The 20922-nt window shown below is 68.9% G+C and carries 24 protein-coding genes; 13 read left to right on the top strand and 11 right to left on the bottom strand.

The genetic code is table 11. The features are described 5' to 3' along the window. Window positions 1–35 precede the first annotated feature (35 nt). Entirely contained in the window at window positions 36–980 is a 945-nt protein-coding gene (locus B0F77_RS42745; RefSeq protein ID WP_086668794.1) for an SDR family NAD(P)-dependent oxidoreductase, read from the bottom strand. Next, complete coding sequence (locus B0F77_RS42740; protein ID WP_086668793.1) at window positions 977–1924, bottom strand: SDR family NAD(P)-dependent oxidoreductase; 948 nt, start codon at window positions 1922–1924, stop codon at window positions 977–979. Before B0F77_RS42740 ends, B0F77_RS42745 begins: the two co-directional genes overlap by 4 nt. Window positions 1925–2035: 111 nt before the next feature. On the opposite strand from B0F77_RS42740, the gene B0F77_RS42735 reads away from it, so the two are divergent. After that, complete coding sequence (locus B0F77_RS42735) at window positions 2036–2587, top strand: TetR/AcrR family transcriptional regulator (RefSeq protein WP_245849435.1); 552 nt, start codon at window positions 2036–2038, stop codon at window positions 2585–2587. Here B0F77_RS42735 and B0F77_RS42730 read toward each other — a convergent pair. Then, window positions 2523–2993, bottom strand: a complete 471-nt coding sequence (locus B0F77_RS42730) for a GbsR/MarR family transcriptional regulator (RefSeq protein ID WP_245849433.1) — start codon at window positions 2991–2993, stop codon at window positions 2523–2525. The two genes, B0F77_RS42735 and B0F77_RS42730, sit on opposite strands and share 65 nt — an antisense overlap. Before the next feature lie 66 nt (window positions 2994–3059). On the opposite strand from B0F77_RS42730, the gene B0F77_RS49430 reads away from it, so the two are divergent. The 3 genes from B0F77_RS49430 to B0F77_RS42715 are packed head-to-tail and all read left to right on the top strand — an operon-like array spanning window position 3060 to window position 6234. After that, the gene (locus B0F77_RS49430) at window positions 3060–3590 is read left to right on the top strand and encodes an FAD-dependent oxidoreductase (RefSeq protein WP_086668791.1); all 531 of its coding nucleotides are present in this window, start codon (window positions 3060–3062) and stop codon (window positions 3588–3590) included. A gap of 11 nt (window positions 3591–3601) precedes the next feature. Next, window positions 3602–5116 (top strand): alkaline phosphatase D family protein, encoded by a 1515-nt coding sequence (locus tag B0F77_RS42720; RefSeq protein WP_086668790.1) that lies wholly within the window; start codon window positions 3602–3604, stop codon window positions 5114–5116. Further along, complete coding sequence (locus B0F77_RS42715; RefSeq protein WP_245849429.1) at window positions 5113–6234, top strand: hypothetical protein; 1122 nt, start codon at window positions 5113–5115, stop codon at window positions 6232–6234. The genes B0F77_RS42720 and B0F77_RS42715 overlap by 4 nt, the downstream gene beginning before the upstream one ends. Window positions 6235–6340: 106 nt before the next feature. Here B0F77_RS42715 and B0F77_RS42710 read toward each other — a convergent pair whose 3' ends face one another. Next, window positions 6341–7375 (bottom strand): aldo/keto reductase, encoded by a 1035-nt coding sequence (locus tag B0F77_RS42710; RefSeq protein ID WP_086668795.1) that lies wholly within the window; start codon window positions 7373–7375, stop codon window positions 6341–6343. Between the two features lie 62 nt (window positions 7376–7437). Between B0F77_RS42710 and B0F77_RS42705 the strand changes: the two genes are divergently transcribed. After that, complete coding sequence (locus B0F77_RS42705; protein WP_211294313.1) at window positions 7438–7827, top strand: MerR family transcriptional regulator; 390 nt, start codon at window positions 7438–7440, stop codon at window positions 7825–7827. Window positions 7828–7837: 10 nt separating this feature from the next. Further along, window positions 7838–8506 carry an MOSC domain-containing protein gene (locus B0F77_RS42700; RefSeq protein ID WP_086668788.1) on the top strand — a complete coding sequence of 223 codons (669 nt, stop codon included), beginning with the start codon at window positions 7838–7840 and terminating at the stop codon, window positions 8504–8506. Here B0F77_RS42700 and B0F77_RS42695 read toward each other — a convergent pair. The 3 genes from B0F77_RS42695 to B0F77_RS42685 form a co-directional block, all read right to left on the bottom strand. Continuing rightward, entirely contained in the window at window positions 8503–8901 is a 399-nt protein-coding gene (locus B0F77_RS42695; protein WP_245849427.1) for a protein-tyrosine phosphatase family protein, read from the bottom strand. The genes B0F77_RS42700 and B0F77_RS42695 overlap by 4 nt on opposite strands. Window positions 8902–9325: 424 nt before the next feature. Then, complete coding sequence (locus B0F77_RS42690) at window positions 9326–9715, bottom strand: DUF1304 family protein (protein ID WP_086668786.1); 390 nt, start codon at window positions 9713–9715, stop codon at window positions 9326–9328. 13 nt (window positions 9716–9728) lie between these two features. Next, window positions 9729–10112, bottom strand: a complete 384-nt coding sequence (locus B0F77_RS42685) for a cupin domain-containing protein (protein ID WP_086668785.1) — start codon at window positions 10110–10112, stop codon at window positions 9729–9731. A 90-nt stretch (window positions 10113–10202) separates the two neighbouring features. Here B0F77_RS42685 and B0F77_RS42680 point away from each other — a divergent pair, with 90 nt between their 5' ends. Together B0F77_RS42680 and B0F77_RS42675 are read left to right on the top strand one after the other, a co-directional pair. After that, window positions 10203–11189: a helix-turn-helix transcriptional regulator gene (locus B0F77_RS42680; RefSeq protein WP_086668784.1), complete on the top strand. Its 987-nt coding sequence runs from the start codon at window positions 10203–10205 to the stop codon at window positions 11187–11189. A gap of 54 nt (window positions 11190–11243) precedes the next feature. Beyond that, window positions 11244–12653: an FAD-dependent oxidoreductase gene (locus B0F77_RS42675; RefSeq protein WP_158102986.1), complete on the top strand. Its 1410-nt coding sequence runs from the start codon at window positions 11244–11246 to the stop codon at window positions 12651–12653. Here B0F77_RS42675 and B0F77_RS42670 read toward each other — a convergent pair. The 3 genes from B0F77_RS42670 to B0F77_RS42660 all read right to left on the bottom strand — a co-directional run bounded on the left by B0F77_RS42670 (window position 12619) and on the right by B0F77_RS42660 (window position 14022). Next, window positions 12619–13092: a hypothetical protein gene (locus B0F77_RS42670; RefSeq protein ID WP_086668782.1), complete on the bottom strand. Its 474-nt coding sequence runs from the start codon at window positions 13090–13092 to the stop codon at window positions 12619–12621. The two genes, B0F77_RS42675 and B0F77_RS42670, sit on opposite strands and share 35 nt — an antisense overlap. Window positions 13093–13258: 166 nt before the next feature. Continuing rightward, complete coding sequence (locus tag B0F77_RS42665) at window positions 13259–13612, bottom strand: sigma factor-like helix-turn-helix DNA-binding protein (RefSeq protein WP_086668781.1); 354 nt, start codon at window positions 13610–13612, stop codon at window positions 13259–13261. Further along, window positions 13609–14022, bottom strand: coding sequence for a VOC family protein (locus B0F77_RS42660; RefSeq protein ID WP_245849426.1), 414 nt, complete (start codon window positions 14020–14022; stop codon window positions 13609–13611). The genes B0F77_RS42665 and B0F77_RS42660 overlap by 4 nt, the downstream gene beginning before the upstream one ends. Window positions 14023–14125: 103 nt before the next feature. On the opposite strand from B0F77_RS42660, the gene B0F77_RS42655 reads away from it, so the two are divergent. Continuing rightward, window positions 14126–15094: a helix-turn-helix transcriptional regulator gene (locus B0F77_RS42655; protein ID WP_086668779.1), complete on the top strand. Its 969-nt coding sequence runs from the start codon at window positions 14126–14128 to the stop codon at window positions 15092–15094. Here the strand turns inward: B0F77_RS42655 and B0F77_RS42650 are convergent. Then, window positions 15048–15698 (bottom strand): Clp protease N-terminal domain-containing protein, encoded by a 651-nt coding sequence (locus B0F77_RS42650; protein ID WP_086668778.1) that lies wholly within the window; start codon window positions 15696–15698, stop codon window positions 15048–15050. The genes B0F77_RS42655 and B0F77_RS42650 overlap by 47 nt on opposite strands. A 93-nt stretch (window positions 15699–15791) precedes the next feature. Here B0F77_RS42650 and B0F77_RS42645 point away from each other — a divergent pair, with 93 nt between their 5' ends. The 4 genes from B0F77_RS42645 to B0F77_RS42630 all read left to right on the top strand — a co-directional run bounded on the left by B0F77_RS42645 (window position 15792) and on the right by B0F77_RS42630 (window position 20627). Next, window positions 15792–17507: a serine/threonine-protein kinase gene (locus tag B0F77_RS42645; protein WP_086668777.1), complete on the top strand. Its 1716-nt coding sequence runs from the start codon at window positions 15792–15794 to the stop codon at window positions 17505–17507. Window positions 17508–17512: 5 nt separating this feature from the next. Next, complete coding sequence (locus B0F77_RS42640) at window positions 17513–18250, top strand: SDR family NAD(P)-dependent oxidoreductase (RefSeq protein WP_086668776.1); 738 nt, start codon at window positions 17513–17515, stop codon at window positions 18248–18250. Between the two features lie 97 nt (window positions 18251–18347). After that, window positions 18348–19685: a glycosyl hydrolase family 18 protein gene (locus B0F77_RS42635; protein WP_086668775.1), complete on the top strand. Its 1338-nt coding sequence runs from the start codon at window positions 18348–18350 to the stop codon at window positions 19683–19685. Between the two features lie 48 nt (window positions 19686–19733). Then, entirely contained in the window at window positions 19734–20627 is an 894-nt protein-coding gene (locus tag B0F77_RS42630) for a 5'-nucleotidase (RefSeq protein WP_086668774.1), read from the top strand. The last annotated feature ends 295 nt before the right edge of the window (window positions 20628–20922 follow it).

Raw genomic sequence — 20922 nt, 5'->3', positions numbered from 1 at the left:
GCGGCCGCGGCCGCACCCCCTGGCCGGGTGGGGCGTTAGGCCGCTTTCAGGGACCAGAGGGTTTCCTCGGTCAGCTTCCAGAGTTGGGAGGCGGACTCCGGGTCCTGGGCGTAGGCGGCCACGCCTCGGCGGGGGTCGCCGGCGATGTGCGGGGCGGCCTCGTTGCAGTCGTCGAAGTACCTGCCGGAGATGCCTTCCAGGAGTGGGGTGGTGGCTACCACGAGGGTGGTGGCGGCGCCCTGTTCTGGCGTTTTCATGCGGCGGGTCGAGGCGCCGCCGCTTTGGCGGATGCGCTCCTGCAACTCCTCCTGGGTCAGGTGGCGCTGCAGGTTCGTGGCGATGCTGCCGGGCATCAGGGCGTTCATGGTGATGCCCTCGGAGGCCCAGCGGCGGCCGGCTTCCACGCCGAACAGGATGTTCGCGGTCTTGGACTGGCCGTAGGCCTGCCAGCGCTCGTAGTCGCGGTGTTCGTAGTGGATGTCCTCGAAGACGACCTCGCCCATCAGGTGCGCGGACGAGCTCACGTTCACCACGCGGGCGCCTTCGGCTCGCATCGAGTTGAACAGGCCCTGGGTCAGGGCGAAGTGGCCGAAGTGGTTGGTGGCGAACTGGAGTTCCCAGCCCTCCGGGGTGCGGGTCAGTGGGGTGGCCATGACGCCGGCGTTGTTGATGAGCAGGTGCAGCGGGCCGTCCCAGTTGCGGGCGAACGCCTTGACCGAGCTCTGGGACGAGAGGTCCAGCTTTGCCACCGAGATCTTCTTGTTGCCGGTGGCGGCGCACAGGGACGACGCGACTCGCTGGGCCGCGTCGATGTCGCGGGCGGCGATGGTGACCTCGGCACCGGCCGTGGCCAGGGCTCGCACGGTTTCCACGCCGATGCCCGACGCTCCGCCGGTGACGATGGCGCGGCGGCCGGAGAGGTCGACGCCCTCGACGACTTGCAGGGCGGTCGTCTCGAAGCCGAATCCAGTGGTGATCATGCTTGCACCTTCAGGGTTTCCTCGGAGACCTTCCACAGCTGGGCGGCTGCTTCGGGGTCGATCGCGTAGGGGGCGAGGCCGCTGGTCATGCCGGGGGTGTGCGGCAGGGCCTCGACGCAGTCTTCGAAGTAGAGGCCGGAGCGGCCCTCGACGAGCGGGGACACGGCCAGCACCAGCGTGGTGGCGGCGCCCTGTTCCGGCGTCTTGAGCTGCAGCGGCTTGTCGCCGCCACCGCGCAGGCGGATGCGCTCCTGCAACTCCTCGGGTGTGATGTGGCGCTGCAGCGCCGTCAGGATGCCGCCCGGCATCAGGGCGTTCATGGTGATGCCGTCGGAAGCCCAGCGCCGGCCGGCCTCGACACCGAACAGGACGTTCGCCGTCTTCGACTGGCCGTACGCCTGCCAGCGGTCGTACTCGCGGCGCTCGAAGTGGATGTCGTCGAACACCACCGGGCTCGACAGGTGGCCGGCCGAGCTGACGTTCACCACGCGCGCGCCCTCGGCTCGCAGCGCGTCGAACAAGCCGGTGGTCAGCGTGAAGTGGCCGAAGTGGTTCGTGGCGAACTGGAGCTCCCAGCCCTCCGGCGTGCGGGTCAGCGGGGTGGCCATGACGCCCGCGTTGTTGATCAGCAGGTGCAGCGGGCCGTCCCACGAGCGGACGAACTCCTTCACCGAGTCCTGCGAGGTCAGCTCCAGCGGAGCGACGAAGATGCTCTTGTTGCCCGTGGCGGCGGACAACTCGGCGGCGACCCGCTGGGCCGCCTCGATGTTGCGCGCCGCGATGGTGACCTCGGCGCCCGCGGCGGCCAGCGCCCGCACGGTCTCGACGCCGATGCCCGACGCTCCACCCGTGACCACGGCGCGACGGCCCGAGAGGTCGACGCCGTCCACGACCTCGAGCGCGGTGCTCTCGAAGCCGAACGGGGTGGTGATGCGCTCGCTCATCTCAAATCCCCAACCTGTGTCGTACACTGAAACGGAGGTTCCTCCGGTTCGGGTTCCACAGTAACCGGAGGGTCCTCCGTTTAGCAAGTGACACGTTGGAGTGATGACGAAGTGCGTGCTGACGCTGTCCGCAACCGCGGGGTGCTGCTCGAGGTGGCGCTCGACGCCTTCACCCACGAGAAGGACGTGACACTCGGCGCCATCGCCAAGAAGGCCGGCGTCGGCATCGGCACGCTGTACCGGCACTTCCCCACCCGCGAGGCCCTGATCGAGGCCGTCTACCGCACGGAGCTGGAAAAGCTCTGCGACGCCGCGCCCGAACTCCTGCAGACCCACGAGCCGGAAGCCGCGCTGCGGGAGTGGATGAACCGCTTCATCGCCTACATCGCGACGAAGCGCGACCTCAAGGACGCGCTGCAGGCCGTCATCGCGCTGGGCATCAACCCGTTCGAGCACAGCCGAGCCAAGATGACGGCCGCGCTGGAAACGCTGCTGGGTGCACTGGAGGCGCGGACCGAGCCGACGGACGTGATGGCGCTGCTGATCAGCGTCGCCCAGAACGGCGATCCGGATCAGGCGAAGCGGATGCTGGACCTCATCATGGACGGGATCCGCCACGGCGCTGCTGCTCGAAGCGCTCCACCAGCACCGGCAGTTCACTGAGCAGGTACCGGTAGAAGTCGCGCATGTAGGTGAGCCGGTCGTACGCACGGCCGGGCTCGACCACGTCGACACCCTTGTCCACCGCCGCGAGCACGTTGTCGATGACCACGTGCTGCTGCGTGTACAACGTGGTCCAGGCGTTCTCACGCATCCGGAAGTGCTCACGCCGGCTACCCGCCACGAACATCCGCTCGATCAGGCCCATCTGCGCGACCGTCTTGATGGCCCCGGACACCGATCCGGCGCTCACGCCCAGCTCCTCTGCCAGGTCCCCCGCGGTCAGAGATTCCTTGTCGGAGAACAAGAACGCCGCCAGCGCCCGCGACGCCATCCGCTGCATCCCGGCGCCGACCAGCGCCAGCGCGAGGCTCTCGGCCGCTTCCCTGCGATCTGTCTCGCTCGTCACAGTCACCCTGTCTTCAGAAATTTCTGAACGTTCGCTAGCCTCAATCCTAGGGGGAAGGGGCTGGTCATGGCCAACTCAGCGGGCACGGCACTCGTCGTCGGCGCCGGTGTCGCGGGTCTCGCGACCGCACTACGACTGACCCGCAGCACGTGGGAGGTCGTCGTGCTCGACCACGGCACGCGCCCGGAACCCGTGCGGCTGGACGGCCCCGATCTGCACGCCGCGAAACGACTCGCCGCCCTGCCCTGCCCGCTGCACTACGAGATCCGGCACAGCAAGGTCACCGCGCTGCACCCGGACCGGTTCGGCGTCACGGTCGCGTTCAACGACCACGACGACGAGTGGTTCGACATCGTCGTGTGCGCCCAACCGTGCTGCGAGGCCGAACGATTACCCGGCCTGCGCCTCGAATCCTGGTCCCGCGACCACGTCGCCCTGCTCTACCGGGCCGTCCAGGACACCGGCATCCCGCTCTCCGCGGCCGAACTGCTCGCCGACGCCTTCGACATCCACCCGGACGACCACGCGGCTTTTGCTTGGTGGGAAACCACTCTGAAGCCGCACACCGTTAGGCGGGCCTTTACCCGCGTTCGGTAAGCCTGCTGGTCATGACCACGTTACGGAGACGCACCTTCATCGTGGGCGGCCTCGCGGGAGCGAGCGCCGGAGTCCTCACCTCCAGTCCGGCCAACGCCATCGGCTACCCCTTCACCCTGGGCGTCGCGTCCGGCGAACCGGCGGCCGACGGGTTCGTGATCTGGACCCGACTCGCCCCCAGCCCCCTCAACGCCGACGGTCTCGGCGGCATGCCGAACACCAACACGGCGGTCGACTGGCAGGTCGCCACCGACGAACGCTTCACCGCCATCGCCCGCACCGGCACGGTCACCACCCAGCAGGCGAGCGCACACTCCGTCCACGTCACCCTGACCGGCCTCGAACCCGGCCGTGAGTACTGGTACCGCTTCCGCACCGGCGGCCACATCTCCCCCGCGGGCCGCGCCCTCACCGCACCGGCCGTCGGCACGCAACCCGAACTGACCATGCTCTTCGCGTCGTGCTCGCACTACGAGGAGGGCTACTTCACGGCCTACCGCCGGATGGCCGAGGAACACCCCGACCTGATCCTGCACCTCGGCGACTACATCTACGAAGGCGCCGCCACCACCACGAAGGTCCGCGAGTTCGAGCCCGACGCCGAGATCAGCACGCTCGCCAACTACCGGGTCCGTCACGCCCAGTACAAGACCGACCCGGACCTGCAGGCCGCGCACGCCACCGCGCCGTGGCTCGTCGTCTGGGACGACCACGAGGTCGAGAACAACTACGCCAACCTGGTCCGCAACGACACCAGCCCCGCCGGTGACTTCAAAGCCCGCCGCGCGGCCGCGTACAAGGCGTACTACGAGCACATGCCGCTCAGGAGCGCTCAGGCACCGACGGCGGAGAACATGTTGCTGCACCGCAGGGTCCGCTGGGGCAGCCTCGCCACGTTCCACCTGCTCGACACCCGCCAGTACCGCGACGACCAGGCGTGCGGCGACGGCACGAAGGTGTGCCCGGCCGCCGACGACCCCGCGCGCACGCTCACCGGCACCTCCCAGGAGATGTGGCTGATCGACGGCCTCCGCCAGCGGCTCGGCACCTGGGACTTCCTGGGACAGCAGGTGTTCTTCGCCCAGCGCCTCGCGGCCGCGGACGGCTCCAAGAGCATGGACGCGTGGGACGGCTACACCGCCAACCGCACCCGCATCCAGAACGCGTGGGACACCAACGGCAACAAGGGCACCGTCGTGCTCACCGGCGACGTGCACCGCAGCTGGGCCGCGAACCTCATGCAGAACTACGGCACCCAGAACCGGATCATCGGCACCGAACTCGTCACCACGTCGATCACGTCCGGCGGCGACGGCAACGCGGCCGACAACAGCCTCAACCCGACGCTCAACCCGCACGTGAAGTACTTCAAGAACCTGCGCGGTTACGTCAGGACCCGCACGAACTCCACGCAGATGCAGGTCGACTTCCGCGCCGTCGACAAGGTCACCGTCCGCGACTACCCGGTCAAGACCGTCGGCAGCTACGTCGTCGAGGCCACGAACCCCGGATTGCAGGCGCCGTGAAGACACTGCTGATCGCCAGCCTCCTGCTGGCCCCCGCGCCCATGACGTGGTCCACGGTCAACACCGACTCGACCGGCGACCAGGACAACGCGTCCGTCTCGGCCACCCGCAACGGCTACACGGCCGTCGTGTGGGAGGACGACCGCGACACCACCAACCCCGCCGACCCGATCCACTCGGACGTCTGGATCCGGCTCTACAAAGAGGGAACCTCCGTCTACGAGAAGAAACTGAGCACCGGCGGCACCGGCAACTGGCGCCACTGGCAGCCGGACGTGGCACTGCACGAGAACGGCAGCGCCGTCGTCGTGTGGTCGGAAGACCCGGACGGCAACGGTTACTACAACATCGCGGTCCGCTCGGTCAGCGCCAGCGGCACCGTCTCGGGTTCCGGCACGGCCAACGCCAGTGCCGACGGCCAGCAGCACTTCCCCAGCGTGGCGGCGGATCCGGACACCGGCGGCTTCGCGGTCACCTGGGAGGACCAGCAGGGCACGAACCCGCCCACCGTCCGGGTGAGCGGGTTCGCGTCCATTTCCAGCAAGACCTACGAGGCCCAGGTCAACAACGCCGGCGGTACCCACGCGAAGCCCCAGGCAGCGATGGGCGCCGCGGGCAACGCGATCGTCGTGTGGGAGGCGGACGCGAACATCGCCCGCAAGATCCTCACCCCGTCCGGCGGCGTCAAGCAGGCGCAAACCACTACAGGGCAAGGAAAACGCCCTGCCGTGGCCGCCAACTTCAACGGTGACTTCGCGATCGCCTGGGAACAGTCCGGTGTCCGCACCCAGTCGTTCACCGCGGCCGGTGCGGCCAGAGCCGGAACGGCCCAGACCACCGGTACCGACCCGCGGATCGGCATCGACGACCAGCTCGGCGTCGCGGTGACCACGGCGGAGGCGCAGGACGTCTACACGCAGGTGTACAACCCGGACGGCACCACGACCGGCCGGCCCGAACGACAGCTGACCGTCTCGAACGCCACCGGCAGGCAGGACGAGCCCGCCGTGGGCGTCGACCCGTGGGGCCGCGTCACCGTCGTGTACACCGACGACAACGACGGCAACGGCTACGACCAGATCTACCTCGGCACCGGCCTGACCACCCAGGCGTGGTGAGCTAGTGGTGTGGCCGGAGCGTTGCCGGGGGAATTCGCGGTCAGACCGGTGCCGCGAGGCGCCCTGCTGAGCGTGGATCACCTCGCCGACGTTCCGGGTCGCGCCACTAACGCTGATCGAGGGGCCTGCGTCGCTGGTGGACTTCCAGCAGCGACGCGGGCTTCCAGAACCCGTGCACGTCGTAGGTGTCGGTGCCGGGCGGCACGATCTCGTCGATCCGGTCCAGCACGTCGTCGGTCAGCACCAGCGAAGCGCCCTCCAGCAACGACTCCAGCTGCTCCATCGTGCGCGGACCGGTGATCGCCGAGGTCACCGCCGGATGCGACGTCACGAACGCGATCGCCAGCGCGGGCAGCGACACCCCCATCTCGTCGGCGAGCTTCGCGAACTCCTCCACCGCGTCGAACTTCGCCGCGTTCTTCGGCAACGACTCGTCGAACCGGTCCGGGGTCAGCGTCGCCCGGAACGCCTCTGCCGACGCGCCCTTCCGGTGCCTGCCCGACAGGAACCCGCTGGCCAGCGGGCTCCACACCAGCACGCCCATGCCGAGCCGCTGTGCCGTCGGCAGCACCGACCGCTCGACCCCGCGCGCCAGCATCGAGTACGGCGGTTGCTCGGTCCGGAACCGCATCAGGCCGCGGTTCAGCGCCACGTGGTGCGCCTCGACGATCTCCTCGGCCGGGAAAGTCGAGCACCCGAACGCGCGGATCTTCCCCGCCCGCACCAGATCCGTGAGCACCGAGAGCGTTTCCTCGACATCGGTCGAGTAGTCCGGCCGGTGCACCTGGTAGAGGTCGATCCAGTCGGTCTGCAGACGCCGCAGGCTGTCCTCGACCGCCCGCACGACGTAGCGGCGCGAGTTGCCGCTGCGGTTGCGGCCCTCACCGAGCGGGAAGTGCACCTTCGTGGCCAGCACGACGTCGTCGCGGCGGCCGGCGAGAGCCTTGCCGACGATCTCCTCCGACTCCCCAGCCGAGTACATGTCGGCGGTGTCCACGAAGTTGATGCCGGCGTCGAGAGCGCGGTGGATGATCCGCACGCCCTCGTCGTGGTCCTTGTTGGCGACATCGCCGAACATCATGGCGCCGAGGCAGTGGTGACTGACCTCGATGCCGGTTCCCCCGAGTACGCGATAACGCATGGTCATGAGCGAAAACCTACGAACTAGAGTCGCCTCTAGGTCAAGACCATATGCTCGGACGTATGCAGTTGAGCATCGGACAGGTCGCCGAACGCACCGGGCTGAGCGTGCACGCGCTGCGCTTCTACGAGAAGGAAGGCATCCTCGCCCACCAGGTCCACAGAGGACCCGGTGGCCGCCGGGTGTACACGCAGCAGGACATCGACTGGCTGCGCATGTGCATCCTGCTGCGCATGTCCGGGATGCCGGTGCCGGAGATCCGCCGCTACACCGAGCTGGTCCGGCAGGGCGACGGCAACGAGCTGCAGCGCCTGGACATCCTCAAGGAGCACCAGGAACGCGTCCGCCAGCAGATGGTCCAGCTGCAGGAGTGCATGGACCTCATCACCTACAAGGTCGGCAAGTACGAGGACTACGTGAATTCGATCGCCGCGAAGGCCGTCGGCCAATAGTCTCGGGCGCATGCCCGTCGTGCTCTCGCTGAACATCGCCCAGAAGACGATCCCGGTGGACTACGCCAAGAAGGGCGTGACCGCGATCGACAAGCGGCCCGTCGACGGGCCGCTCGAGGTCAGCCCGCCCGGTCCGAAGGGCAGCGGGGGCAGCGGCGTCCACGGCGACGTGATCGGCGACTGGAACCACCACGGCGGCGACTACCAGGCCGTGTACGGGTACGCCCGCGAGGACCTGGACTTCTGGCAGGCCGAACTGGGCGTCGACCTGCGCAACGGCCAGTTCGGCGAGAACCTGACCACGCAGGGCATCGACCAGACGCACGCGCTGGTCGGCGAACGCTGGCGCGTCGGCACCGCGTTGCTGGAGGTCACCGGGCCGCGCGTGCCGTGCCGGACGTTCGCCGGCTTCTTGGGCCAGAAGGGCTGGGTGAAGCGGTTCACGCAGGTCAACCGGCCCGGCGCCTACTTCCGCGTGCTGGAGGCCGGGCTGATCGCCCCCGGCGACGAGATCACCGTCGTGCACCGGCCGGACCACGACGTCACCGTCGAGATGTACTTCCGGGCCGTCCTCACCGAGGCCGACCTGCTCCCCCGCCTGCTGGAGGCGGGGGACTCGGTGTCACCAGGAGTGATCGAGCTGGTGCACAAGCGCACCGTCCTCGAACTCGATTCCTAAAGAGTTGGAAAGCGCCTGACCCAGCGCTTTTGCCAGGGCGTTTCGACCGCGCGCGGGTGGTAATTCGCGCGCGTCCACGCCACGGCTTCATCAGCGGGTACACCCGCCAGCACGGCCAAACACGAAACGACCGTCCCGGTGCGTCCGACGCCGCCGCTGCACGCCACTTCGACTCGTTCGCCGGCCAGCGCGCGGGCGTGCAGAGCGCGAATCAACCTGATCGCGGCGTCATGATCACGCGGCAGACGGAAGTCCGGCCAGTCGATCCAGTCGTGCGGCCACGGCACGTCGACAGCCTTGGGCTGCAGATATACCCCGTACTGGGGATGCGGTTCCACGATCTTGCCGTTCCGCAGGCCGCGCCCGGTGATCACGGCTCCGTCGGGCAGTTCCACTGTCTTCACGAACGATTCCCCCAAACAGTCTTGTTACTAGATACAGCATGGACTTCCGTCATGTCCGCTTAGCTGAATTCCCCCGTTCGTATTGCGCTCGCGAATCGCCTGACTGGCGAGTCGACCATGTTCGACAGGTGGTGACGGGTGCGACGAGGCGCCAGGGATGACAAACGGTTCACCGGCCTGACAATCCTTGCCGCGACCACCGGTCTCGTGCTCTTCCTACCTCCTTTGCTCACCGTCGCGAACAACGGGGGACCATCGCGGGCGTGCCGGCCGTGGCCGCCTACCTGTTCGGCGCGTGGCTCGTGGTGATCGCGCTGGTCGCGCTCCTCGTCCGCCGGTCGGGATGATCCGGCGTGCTCCGGCGGTCACTCGAGCGTCCGAACTGGGCCAGGCGCCGGTGCTGGAGGACACCGCGCTACAGGAACAGCAGCACCACCAGGGGTGGGACGCCTTCCGCCGCGACGCCTCCCCACGCCTGGTTGCGCGGCCTGCTCATGGCCAGCTGGTCGGCGACGGCGAGCACCACGCTGCCCAGCAGCATGAACCAGGACACGTAGACCACCAGCGTGCGGCCGACCAGTTCGTGGCCCGTGTGCACGGCGATGAGGCCGGCGATCAGGCCGCACGCCAGGAACAGGTTGTAGAAGCCGACGCCGAACGCCCACAGCCGGATCGCCGGCACGTCCGAAGCGGGTTGCCGGAACACGCTGTAGTGGACCCGGTGGATCAGGAACGCCTCCCACACCCACACGACCAGATGCACGACAACGGCGACAACCGCCGCGATCTGGGCAACGGCGCTCATCTCGTCACCGCACTCATAGCGTCACGCCGTGGCGGGGCAGGGCCTCCAGGCCGTGCGCGGACAGGTCGCGGAAGAAGGCGCTCATGGCCTCACCGACGGCGAACGCCAGGAACTGCGCGGACGGCGTGTGGACGGTGAACGTGTGCGCCGCGTTGGACGGGATGGCGATCGCATCACCCGGTGAGAGGTCGTGGAGTTCGCCGTCGAGCAACACGGCCATGCGTCCGTGCAGCACGTAGTAGCACTTGGGCCACGGGGTGCGGTGTGGCGGTGCGGCCTCGCCGCGCGGTGCGTCCACCTCGAACAACTCGTAGGCGCCGCCGGTGTCCTTGCCGGAGATGCGGACGGTGACGGTGGCGTCGGGAGCGGTCAGTTCTTCGGCTGTTGTGGTCGTCATGCGCAAAAGCGTCCGTGCGACACACCAGCGCGCGGTATCCCGGAAAACTGGGATGCCCGGACCCATCGGGAGCGGCGCATACTGCCAACCATGTGGGAGGGCCGGGCGCAGGGCGTGCGGCGCGACGTCACAGCACTCGCGTCGGCGGGGCTCGACGTCGCGGAGCTGCACGCGGCGGCCATCGCGCTGGTGGACCGAGTGGTGCCGTGCGAGCTCACCTGCTGGGCGTCGATGGACCCCGACTCGGGCGCGATCAGCTCGATGACCAGCGGCGTCAACCGCATCCCGCAGCAGTACGAGCCGTTGCTCGCGACCTGCGAGTACACGCCGGGCGAGCCGCACACGTTCACACAGCTGGCGCGGCGCGGGGACACGGTGGCGCGGCTGGAGGACAAGCGGTCGATCCGCCTCAACGAGGTCTGGCGGCCGCTGGGACTCACCCACGAGCTGCGGTCGCTGTTCCGCGCCGACGACACCTGCTGGGGCGCGGCCGGCATGGTGCGCACCAGCGACTTCAGCGAGCGCGAGACGGAGTTCATGGCCTCGGTGGCACCCGCGCTGGGCGCCGCCACCCGTGTCGCGGCACGCACGGCCGCGACCAGGTCCGGCGCGCCCGCGATCGTCGTGGTGGCGCGGGACGGGTCGATCAGGGCGTCGACGGCCTCGGCCGCGCGGTGGCGCGACGAGCTGGAGGAGGTCGCGCCGGGACGGTTCGCGGTGATGCTGCGAGCGGCCGCCGCGGGAGCCAGGACAGGGCCGTTCAAGGCCAGGGTCCGGGACGCGCACGGCGGCTGGATCCTGCTGGAGGCGAGCGAACTCGTGTCCGACGACGACTTCGAGGCCGCGGTGACGATCAGCCGGGCGTCCAAGGCGGAACTGATGGGCTTGCTGCTCAAGGCGTACGGGGTGACCGCCCGTGAGCAGGACGTCTGCCACGAGGTGCTCGCCGGGCAGCCGACGGCGGAGATCGCCGCACGGCTCGCCATCTCGCCGTACACCGTGCAGGACCATCTCAAGTCGCTCTTCGCGAAGTTCGGCGTCCGCAGCCGCGCCGAACTTGTCGCCAAGCTGTCGTAAGTAGGGACCTTAGAGGGATCGTTCCGGGCGTCCGGCTCTGCCAGCATGTCCGCCATGTACTCCGACCGCGCCCTCGTCATCGGCGCCGGCTTCGCGGGACTGCTGGCGGCCAGGGTGTTGTCCGAGTCGTACGGCGACGTGGTCCTGGTGGAACGCGACCAGATCACGACCGACCCCGCGAACAACAGCACCACGAACCACAGTGCCGCGAACAACAGCGCCGCGAACAACAGCGCCGCGAACAACAGCGCCGCAGGCAACGCGAACGGCTACCGCGCGGGCGTCCCCCAGGCCCACCACCCGCACGCGCTGCTGGCCCGGGGCGCCGAGGTGCTGGAGACGCTGTTCCCCCGGCTCGGCACCGAACTGGAGGACGCGGGCGCGGTCCGCGCGGATCTCGGCAGCGACGTCCTGAGCCGTGTCCCGGCGGGCTGGGCGCCGCGCGACCACCTCGGCCTGAGCGTGCTCTCGATGACGCGGGTGACGATCGAGCGGATCATCCGCCGCCGGGTGCTGAAGCTGCCCAACGTGTCCGTTGTGGACGGTGTCACGATCGACGGCCTGCTGCACGACCGCGGCACGGTCACCGGCGTCCACGGCCAGCGCGACGGCACGCCCTACACCGACTACGCGGACCTCGTGGTCGACGCCTCCGGCCGCAACAGCAAGCTGGTGTCTTGGCTCGCCGAACACGGCGTCCACTGCCCGGCGCCGATGATCGTCAACGGCCACCTCGCCTACACCTCGCGCCTCTACGAGGTGAACCACGACCTGAAGCTCGACTGGAAGACCGCCTGCGAGAGCACCCACGCGCCCACCACGAAACGCGGCGGCGCGGTGTCGTCGGTGGACGGCGGACTGTGGTTCGTGACGCTCTTCGGCGCCGGCGGCGAGGTGGCCCCGACCGACGAGGACGGTTTCCTCGCCTACGCCGCCACGCTCGAGTGCCAGGACATCGCGGAGATCATCAAGACCGCCACCCCGGCGTCGCAGATCTACAAGGCCGCCAACCTGCGCAGCCGCTGGAACCGTTTCCACAAGGTGCCCAACTGGCCGCGCGGCCTGCTCGCGCTCGGCGACTCCGTGGTCTCGCTCAACCCCGTCCACGGCCACGGCATGACGCTCGCCGCCCTGAACGCCGCCGAACTCCGCAACCTCCTCCAGGACCACGACCTGGCCAAGGAACCGCTCACGTTCCAGCACGCCATCGCCAAAACCGCGCGGATCCCCTGGGCCTCCGCCACGACCACCGACCTGGGCTGGAGCACCAGGAAACTCCCGCTGGGCACGCGGTTCATGCGGTGGTACATCAAGCGCCTGTTCGAGGCCGTCCCCGGCAACCGGCAGGTCTACCGGTCGTTCATCCGGGTCTCGCAGATGGTCGACCACCCGGCGGCGCTGTTCCGCCCCGCCGTGCTGCTGCGGGTGCTCAGCGGTCGGCGCCCTCGGGCCACAGAACGGTGACCGGCACGCCTCGCGACCGCGCGTAGGCGACGACGTCGGCGGTCCCGCCGAACCCACGGCCAGGCTGCCCGTCCCACACCGCCAGCAGCGAGTCCGACTCGTCGATCATCCGCTTGCCCGCCTCCATGTAGGCGTGCTCGTCGGGCGTGACGTACGGCAGCTGCACGACCTTGCCCGCCCGCGCCAGCAGCTGGTCGAACACAGGCCGGTAGTCCTCTGGCAGCTCCTCGCGGTACCTCGCCGCGGGCAGCACGGCGACGAGCGACCCACCCGCGTCCAGCACGGCCTGCGCGAACACCGCGTCGGCACCGTCGGCCAGACAGGACACGCCCACCAGCGAGCCGTTCTGAGCCACGACAGCACGGATCATCTGGTCGACCTCTGCCTCGAGTTCGGCGGAGAGGCCGCGATGTCCGGTGATGGCGAGCTGCGTCGGCATCTGTGCAGGATAGGTCGCCGAAGACGAACCGTGCGCGCAGATCGATCCAGCTGTGATCGATCAGGTGCTGGGTCGATCACAGCGGGGATCGATCAGGCGGCCAGGCACAGGTCCGAGGTCGCGAGATGCGACCGCAGCGTGCGCAGGGCCGAGTGGACGCGCGACTTCACCGTGCCGACCGGGATGCCCCGAGCACCGCGGAGACCTCGTCCGGAGTGCGGCCGTGCAGGTACATGTGCACGACGACCTCACGCCGGTTCGGGGTCAGCTTCGCCATCGCCTCGGCGAGCGTGATCGAGTCGACGACGCGCGAGATTTCGCAGCGTGCCGCGGGAATGTGCGCCAGCGCGCCGTCGCCGGTCTCCCGCGGGCGGCGGTTGCGGTGCCGCACGCCGTCGATGACGAGGTTGCGCGCGACGGTCACGAGCCACGGTCTGGCCGACTCCGGCCGGTGCGCGAGCCGCGGCGTGCGCCAGGCCCGCAGAAACGGGTGCTTGCAGCGGCGAATGACGGCTCTCACCCGCGACGTTCGTCCCGGTTCTGCTCGACGACGGACAGGTAGTGGATGTTCGTCATGACTCCGAGGATGTTGCCGAACGGGTCGATCACCGACGCCGTCACGAACCCCTCGCCGCGCACTCGCGGCTCGTCGTGCACCCGCGCGCCCAGTTCGAGCAGCCTGGCCAGCGTCGCGTCCAGATCGTCCACGGCCCAGTAGAGGACCGCCCCGGCAGGCTTCTCCGAGGGCGTCACTTCGAACTGACGCTGAACGATCCCGAGCTCGGCCAGGTAGTCGCCGATCCGGAACTCGGCGTACGCGAGCACGCCGTCCGGAGTGCTGCGCTCGAAGTACGCGGGAATCCCCAGGAACGACGCGTACCAGGCCCGCGCCTCCTCCACGTCGTCGGCAAAGAAGGTCAGGGTCGACATGCCTCGCAACATCGGTAGCTCCCTCAATTTTTCGGTCGGTGTGGTTTCAGCTTCGGCCGTAAAGTGCTCATCCAGTGAGCACTTTTGCCAGAAACCTGGAGACATGCGCGCAGACCGTCTAGTCGCCACGTTGTTGCTGATGCAGGCCCGCGGCCGGGTGACCGCCGCCGAGCTGGCCGAGGAGCTGGAGATCTCCAGAGCCACCGCGCGACGCGACCTGGAGGCACTCTCGACGGCCGGCGTGCCCGTCTACCCCCAACCGGGACGAGGCGGCGGCTGGCAGCTCATCGGCGGCGCGAGAACCGACCTCAGCGGCCTGACCTCGGCGGAGGCCCAGGCGCTGTTCCTGATCGCGGGCCCGGCCGCGTCCGTCGCCCCAGAGATCAAGTCGGCGCTGCGGAAACTCGTCAAAGCGCTGCCGCACACGTTCCGAGCCGACGCGGAAGCCGCCGCGGAGGCGACGATCGTCGACACCGCGGCGTGGGGAGAGGACACCAAGGACCGGCCGGTGCTCGTGTCACAGCTCCAGGAAGCCGTGGTGAAGCAGATCCAGGTCCGGCTGACCTACCAGAAACGCGGCGAGGCACCGAAAGGCCGCACGGTCGACCCGTGGGGCCTCGTCGACAAGGACGGCACCTGGTACTTCATCGCCGGCACCCGCGACGGCCAGCGCACGTTCCGCCTCGACCGGATCATGGGCGTCACGCTCACCGGCCGACCGGCGTCGAGGCCCGCCGATTTCGAACTGACCGGGGCCTGGGACAAGGTCGTCACGGAGATGGAGGAACGCCGCTCCCAGACCACCTCCGTGATCCTGGTGCCCGACCGGTTCCTGAAAATCTTCCAGGGCCAGCACGGCCGGCACTGCACGGTCGTGGGAACGACCGAAGGCCACACGAGGGTCGAACTGACCGCCCCACGCCCGCTCGACATCGCCCGCAACGTCGCCGGCTGGGGCGGCCTGATCACCGTCGAATCACCCCGGGAAGTACAGGAACACCTCGCCGACATCGGCGCCGAACTGGTCAGCCGATACCGGCGTGCTTCTCCAGCCGGTCCAGTCGAGCCATGATCATCTCCAGGATCTTGGCCGCGTCCGGGGTCGCCGCCTGCTGCTTCTGCAGGTGAACGATGCCGGCCAGCGCTGTCTGCACGGCCCGGCGCACGCCCTTGAGATCCGCACCGAGGGACCGGAGCACCTCGCCGCCCGGCCCGTCCGGCTCCGCCACCAGTCCCAGCAGCAAGTGCTCGCAGCCCACGTAGTTGTGCCCCAGCGCGATCGCCTCGACCACGGCCAGTTCCAACGCGTTGACCGCATCGGGAGCGAACCCGGACCCCGAGGGCTCCGCCGGCGGGAACCGCAGCGTCCGCGGGTCGATGTCGATCGCGCGCAACACGTCCAGCCCCAGGTTGCCACCCTCGTCGACGAGAGCCTGTGCCAGCGAGGCCGTCGTCACCACCGGCGACTCCGAAGCCAACCGGATCACGGTGCGTAGTCGCTGCGTGAGCTGGGAACCCCGTTCACTGTCGAGGTCCGCTGGTGTCAGTCCGCGAACCGACGTGATCCGTTTCACGGAGACCTCCAACGCGCGCTGGCAGATCGCCGACACCGGCAGGTTGAGCTCTTTGACGGTTTCCGCCAGGTCATCAGGTAGGTACACGTTGATTTTAGGCATAACCCCATAGATACCCCCACATGGGGTTACGGTCAATGGAGAACGCGGCAACCGTCACACTTGTGAGTGATCAAAGGGGACGGGAGCACAGGCGTGGAGGAGAGCAGCAGGCTCATCGCGGGCCGCTATCGGTTGCGCGAAAAAGTCGGACAGGGGGCGATGGGGGTCGTCTGGCAGGCGTACGACGAACAGCTTCACCGCGTCGTCGCGGCCAAGGAACTACTCGCGCTGGACGGTCTGGACGAAGCCAAGATCGACCGCGCCAAAGCCAGAGCCATGCGCGAGGCACGCCTCGCCGCCCGTCTCGAACACCCGAACGCCATCCGCGTCTACGACGTCGTGGAGGAGGACGGGCAGCCATGGCTGATCATGGAATACCTCCCCTCCCGCAGCCTCGCCGCCGTCGTCGCCGAGCAGGGCACCCTGCCGCCCCGTGAGGTGGCGCGCATCGGTTGCTACACCGCCGCCGCCCTGGCCGCCGCGCACCGCCACGGCATCCAGCACCGCGACGTGAAGCCCGGCAACGTGCTGATCGGCGACCAGGAAGTCAAGATCACGGACTTCGGCATCTCCCGCGCCACCGACGACGGCACGGCCACCATGACCGGCACCGTCGGCACCCCCGCCTACTTCTCCCCCGAGGTCGCCCGCGGCGAGGACGCCGGTCTCCCCTCCGACGTCTACTCGCTCGGCGCCACGCTCTACACCGCCGTCGAGGGCGGCCCGCCGTTCGGCACCGCCGACAACCACATCGCGATGCTGCACCGCGTCGCCAGCGGGTCGATCATGCCGCCGGCCAACGCGGGCCCGCTGCTCGCTCCCGTGCTGTTCCGGTTGCTGTCCAACGAACCCGAGCGCCGCCCGTCCATGGAGGAGACCGTCCACCTGCTGGCCGCGGTGGTGAACGAGTCGCCGCAGGTCTCCGCGGCGACCGTCGTCATCCCCGCCACGGTGGAACTGCCGGCCGAGGCGCAGCCGGAGGAGAAGTCGAAGCAGGAGGCCGCGACGGCCGCCGCCGGTCTGGTCGCGGGTGCCGCCGCGGTGGAGGCGGCCGGCCTCACCGCCCCGCCCGCGCAGCCCGAGCCGGCCCCCGAGGTCGTCGAGCCCGAACCACAGCCGGAACCGGAGCCAGAACCCGCGCCGGAACCGAAGCCCGAACCCGAACCCACGCCCGTCTACACGCCGCCGCCTCCCGTGACGCCGGAACCCCAGCCGGAACCCGAGCAGAACCGCCGCAAGTTCCCGCTGGTCCCCATCGCGATCGTGCTCCTCGTCATCGCGGTGGGCGTCGGCTCGTTCCTGTTGTGGCCCAAGGGCGGCAACCAGCGCAACAACGCCGGGCCGGCCAGCTCGTCCTCCTCCGCCGGCAACTCCAGCACCAACCCGCCCGCCACCGACCAGTCGCAGGCCCCGCCGCAGGCGTCGTCGGCCTCCCCGACGACGCCGCAGAGCACCCCGGAGACCCCCCCGAGCCAGGGCCAGACACAACAACCGCCGCCCGCAACCCCTCCGCAGACCGCGGCGCAGGCGATCGTGGCGTACTACGCGCTGATCCCGGGCGATCTCCAGACCGGTTACGCGACGCTCACCGACCGCTTCAAGGCCGCTCGCTCCAAAACCTTCCAGGAATACCAGCAGTGGTGGAGCCAGTACACGGGCGTCAACGTGTCGAGCACCGTGCCACAGGGCGACAACGTGGTGACCGCGACGTTGCAGTACATGCAGGGCAACACCGTCGCCCTGACCGAGACCCAGACGTTCACGCTGGTGCAGGTGAACGGCAAATGGATGATCGACAGCCAGGCTTAGGGATCATGACTCGACGCGCACTCGTCACCGGAGCTTCTCGCGGCATCGGTGCCGCCATCGCCCACGCCCTCGCCGAAAGCGGCCATCGGGTCGCCGTCCACTTCCGCTCCGGCGCGGACGAGGCACGGGAAGTCGCCGAGAACCTTCCTGGCACAGGTCACGTCACCGTCCAGGGCGACCTCGGCGCGAACCAGGCGGAACAGGTCGTCACCAGCACCGTCGAGCAGCTCGGCGGCCTCGACGTGCTGGTCAACAACGCGGGCATCTACTTCCTCCACCCGATCGCGACGACCGGTTTCGACGAGTGGCAACAGGCCTGGCGTCGCACGATCGAGCTCAACCTGTACGGGCCGGCCGACCTCGCCTGGCACGCGGTCCGGCACATGACGAGCGGGGCCAGGATCATCAACGTCGGTTCGCGCGGCGCCTACCGCGGCGAACCCGACGCACCCGCGTACGGCGCCGCGAAGGCCGGACTGCACGCGCTGACCCAGTCACTGGCGCAATCGCTTGCCCCGCAAGGCATCGCGGTCGCCGGTGTCGCACCGGGATTCGTGCGGACCGACATGGTCACCGACCTCATGGCCGGCGCGGAAGGCGACGCGATCCGGGCGCAGAGCCCGTTCGGCCGCGTCGCCGAACCGGAGGAGGTCGCCGCCGCCGTCGCGTGGCTGGCGACCGAGAAGGCCACCTGGGCCAGCGGAACGATCATCGACGTCAACGGGGCGTCCTATCTCCGGTGACCGGAACCAGTTCCGGTCCCGAGTTGATCTTCCAGCAACCGGTCTAGACCACTAACGTCGCGGTGGGCGCTCGACGAAGTGGAAGGCAACCCCTGCAATGCGTTCACTCCGATCACGCCTCGGTGCGGCCGGCCTCGCGCTGGCCGCCGCCGCGGCGACGATGACTGTCATGGCGCCTGCCGCGCAGGCCGCTTATCCCGCCGGGTTCAAGAGCGTCGGCTACATGCCGTCGTGGGCCGGCAACGTGAGCACCATCCAGTACAGCAAGCTGACGCACATCAACTACTCGTTCGTGCTGCCGAACTCCAACGGCACGCTCCAGGGCGTTCCCGACCCCGGCAAGCTGCAGCAGTTGGTGAGCCTCGGCCACCAGAACGGCGTCAAGGTCGCGATCGCGGTCGGCGGCTGGAACAACGGCAACGACGACAACTTCGAGATCCTCGCGGCCAGCGCGAACGGCCGCACGACGTTCGTCAACGCGCTGGTCAACCTCGTCGGCCAGTACAACCTCGACGGGGTCGACATCGACTGGGAGTACCCGGATCCGGGTGCCGAGGGCGACAACTACACCCTGCTGATGCGGCAACTGGGCGACCAGCTGCACAGCCGCGGCAAGATCCTCACCGCGGCCGTCGTGTCCGAGGGCGGCACGGCCAACGGCGTGCAGCCGGCGGTGTTCGGCATCGTCGACTGGCTGAACATCATGGCCTACGACGGCGGCAGCCCGCACGCGAACTACGACTGGTCGATCGCGTCTGTCAACTTCTGGAAGAACCGCGGACTGCCGGCGAGCAAGGCCGTTCTCGGGGTGCCGTTCTACAGCCGGCCGACCTACATCTCCTACGCGGACCTGGTCCGCCAGGACCCTGCCAACGCCAACCGCGACTGCTACAACGGCAACTGCTACAACGGCCTGCCGACGATCCGCCGCAAGACGACGTGGGCGCTGTCCAACGCGGGCGGCATCATGAACTGGGAGCTGTCGCAGGACACCACCGGTGCCACCAGCCTGCTCAACGCCATCTGGGAGACCGCGTCCGGCGGCACCCCGAATCCGCCCACCGGCGGCACCATCACCGGTATCGGCGGCAAGTGCGTGGACGTGGCCGGCGCCAACGCGACCAACGGCACCGCCGTGCAGCTCTGGACGTGCAACGGCACGAACGCCCAGCAGTGGACCCGCAACGGCAGTACGTTGCGCGCCTTGGGCAAGTGCCTCGACGCGTCCGGCACGGCCAACGGCGCCATGACGCAGCTCTGGGACTGCACCGGTGCGGGCAACCAGCAGTGGACCGCGGAGGCCAACGGCCAGCTGCGCAACGCGGGGTCGGGCAGATGTCTCGACGCGACCGGCAACAGCTCCGCCGACGGCACCAGGCTCCAGCTCTGGGACTGCGCCGGCACCGCCAACCAGCGGTGGACGCACAACAGCTGATCACGTCAGCCCGGAAACGCTCGACGCGGCGACTACGATCTAGGACACATGGCCCCCAGCCTGGAGAACCTGCTGGTCGTAGGCGTCGCGTCGAGCGCCCTGTTCGACCTGACCGAGTCCGACGCCGTCTTCCAGGCCGAGGGCGAAGAGGCCTACCGCGCCTACCAGGAAGCCCACCTCGACGAGCCGTTCGCCGCCGGGGTCGCGTTCCCGTTCATCCGCAGGCTGCTGCAGCTCAACTCGCTCGGCCCGCTGGTCGAGGTGATCGTGCTGTCCAGCAACTCCCCCGACACCGGTCTGCGCATCCTCCGCTCCACCGCCCATCACCGGCTCGCGATCTCCCGGGCGATCTTCACGCAGGGCCGCGCGCCGCACGAGTTCATGCCGGCGTTGAACATGTCGCTCTTCCTGTCCGCCAACGAGAACGACGTCCGCAAGGCGAGCGCCGCCGGTCTTCCGGCCGGCCAGGTGCTCAAGTCCTCGTATCAGGACGACGACGACCCGGCGTTGCGGATCGCGTTCGACTTCGACGGCGTGCTGGCCGACGACGCGTCCGAGCGGATCTACCAGAGCGGCGGCCTCGACCAGTTCCAGCAGCACGAGGCCACGAACGTCGTCACGCCGCTCGATCCGGGGCCGCTGCGGGACTTCCTCGCCGGGATCAACCGGATCCAGCGCGTCGCCGAGGACCGCGTCCGCGTCTCCGTGGTGACCGCGCGCAGTGCTCCGGCACATGAGCGGGCGATCAACAGCCTCAAGGCGTGGGGACTGACGGTGAACGACGCGTTCTTCCTGGGAGGGCTGCGGAAGGCGCCGATCCTCGACGTGTTGAAGCCGCACATCTTCTTCGACGACCAGCGCGGGCACCTGATCCAGACGGTGCCGTGCGTGCACATCCCGTTCGGCGTCACGAACGAAGAAAGCCCGGCCACCGAACGGTGACCGGGCCTCCCCCAGCAGGACCTAAGCACCTGGCCGAAAGTGGTATCCGAACCCTCTGGCCTCGCTGGGTGCCCACAATGTCCTGCAAGTACCACCAACTCTTGATCGAATCGCCGTCAACTACACCCGATCTCGTCGCCGCCTGTCGAGCCGCTGCGGTGTTCTCAGAGGGAAGCGACCCCTGTTGGGTGTAGAAACACGCCTGTTGATGTTGAGTTGGTGGTACTTGCAGACGCCATGAGAGCCCAGGGCAGAGCGCCAGACGAGTAACGGACACAACTTCCGGCAGCCTGCT

This window comes from Lentzea kentuckyensis, from assembly GCF_002150765.1.
Lineage (GTDB): Bacteria > Actinomycetota > Actinomycetes > Mycobacteriales > Pseudonocardiaceae > Lentzea > Lentzea kentuckyensis.
This window is presented reverse-complemented; position numbering and strand designations above follow the sequence as displayed.

Excerpts from the sequence above, each read along its gene's own strand:
- B0F77_RS42705 (WP_211294313.1), top strand. The coding sequence starts at position 7,438 with ATGCAGTTGAGCATCGGACAGGTCGCCGAACGCACCGGGCTGAGCGTG.
- B0F77_RS42710 (WP_086668795.1), bottom strand. The coding sequence starts at position 7,375 with ATGCGTTATCGCGTACTCGGGGGAACCGGCATCGAGGTCAGTCACCAC.
- B0F77_RS42700 (WP_086668788.1), top strand. The coding sequence starts at position 7,838 with ATGCCCGTCGTGCTCTCGCTGAACATCGCCCAGAAGACGATCCCGGTG.
- B0F77_RS42670 (WP_086668782.1), bottom strand. The coding sequence starts at position 13,092 with ATGCCGACGCAGCTCGCCATCACCGGACATCGCGGCCTCTCCGCCGAA.
- B0F77_RS42655 (WP_086668779.1), top strand. The coding sequence starts at position 14,126 with ATGCGCGCAGACCGTCTAGTCGCCACGTTGTTGCTGATGCAGGCCCGC.
- B0F77_RS42685 (WP_086668785.1), bottom strand. The coding sequence starts at position 10,112 with ATGACGACCACAACAGCCGAAGAACTGACCGCTCCCGACGCCACCGTC.
- B0F77_RS42740 (WP_086668793.1), bottom strand. The coding sequence starts at position 1,924 with ATGAGCGAGCGCATCACCACCCCGTTCGGCTTCGAGAGCACCGCGCTC.
- B0F77_RS42640 (WP_086668776.1), top strand. The coding sequence starts at position 17,513 with ATGACTCGACGCGCACTCGTCACCGGAGCTTCTCGCGGCATCGGTGCC.
- B0F77_RS42675 (WP_158102986.1), top strand. The coding sequence starts at position 11,244 with ATGTACTCCGACCGCGCCCTCGTCATCGGCGCCGGCTTCGCGGGACTG.
- B0F77_RS42635 (WP_086668775.1), top strand. The coding sequence starts at position 18,348 with ATGCGTTCACTCCGATCACGCCTCGGTGCGGCCGGCCTCGCGCTGGCC.
- B0F77_RS42720 (WP_086668790.1), top strand. The coding sequence starts at position 3,602 with ATGACCACGTTACGGAGACGCACCTTCATCGTGGGCGGCCTCGCGGGA.
- B0F77_RS42690 (WP_086668786.1), bottom strand. The coding sequence starts at position 9,715 with ATGAGCGCCGTTGCCCAGATCGCGGCGGTTGTCGCCGTTGTCGTGCAT.
- B0F77_RS42650 (WP_086668778.1), bottom strand. The coding sequence starts at position 15,698 with ATGCCTAAAATCAACGTGTACCTACCTGATGACCTGGCGGAAACCGTC.
- B0F77_RS42660 (WP_245849426.1), bottom strand. The coding sequence starts at position 14,022 with ATGTCGACCCTGACCTTCTTTGCCGACGACGTGGAGGAGGCGCGGGCC.
- B0F77_RS42745 (WP_086668794.1), bottom strand. The coding sequence starts at position 980 with ATGATCACCACTGGATTCGGCTTCGAGACGACCGCCCTGCAAGTCGTC.
- B0F77_RS42630 (WP_086668774.1), top strand. The coding sequence starts at position 19,734 with ATGGCCCCCAGCCTGGAGAACCTGCTGGTCGTAGGCGTCGCGTCGAGC.
- B0F77_RS42680 (WP_086668784.1), top strand. The coding sequence starts at position 10,203 with ATGTGGGAGGGCCGGGCGCAGGGCGTGCGGCGCGACGTCACAGCACTC.
- B0F77_RS49430 (WP_086668791.1), top strand. The coding sequence starts at position 3,060 with ATGGCCAACTCAGCGGGCACGGCACTCGTCGTCGGCGCCGGTGTCGCG.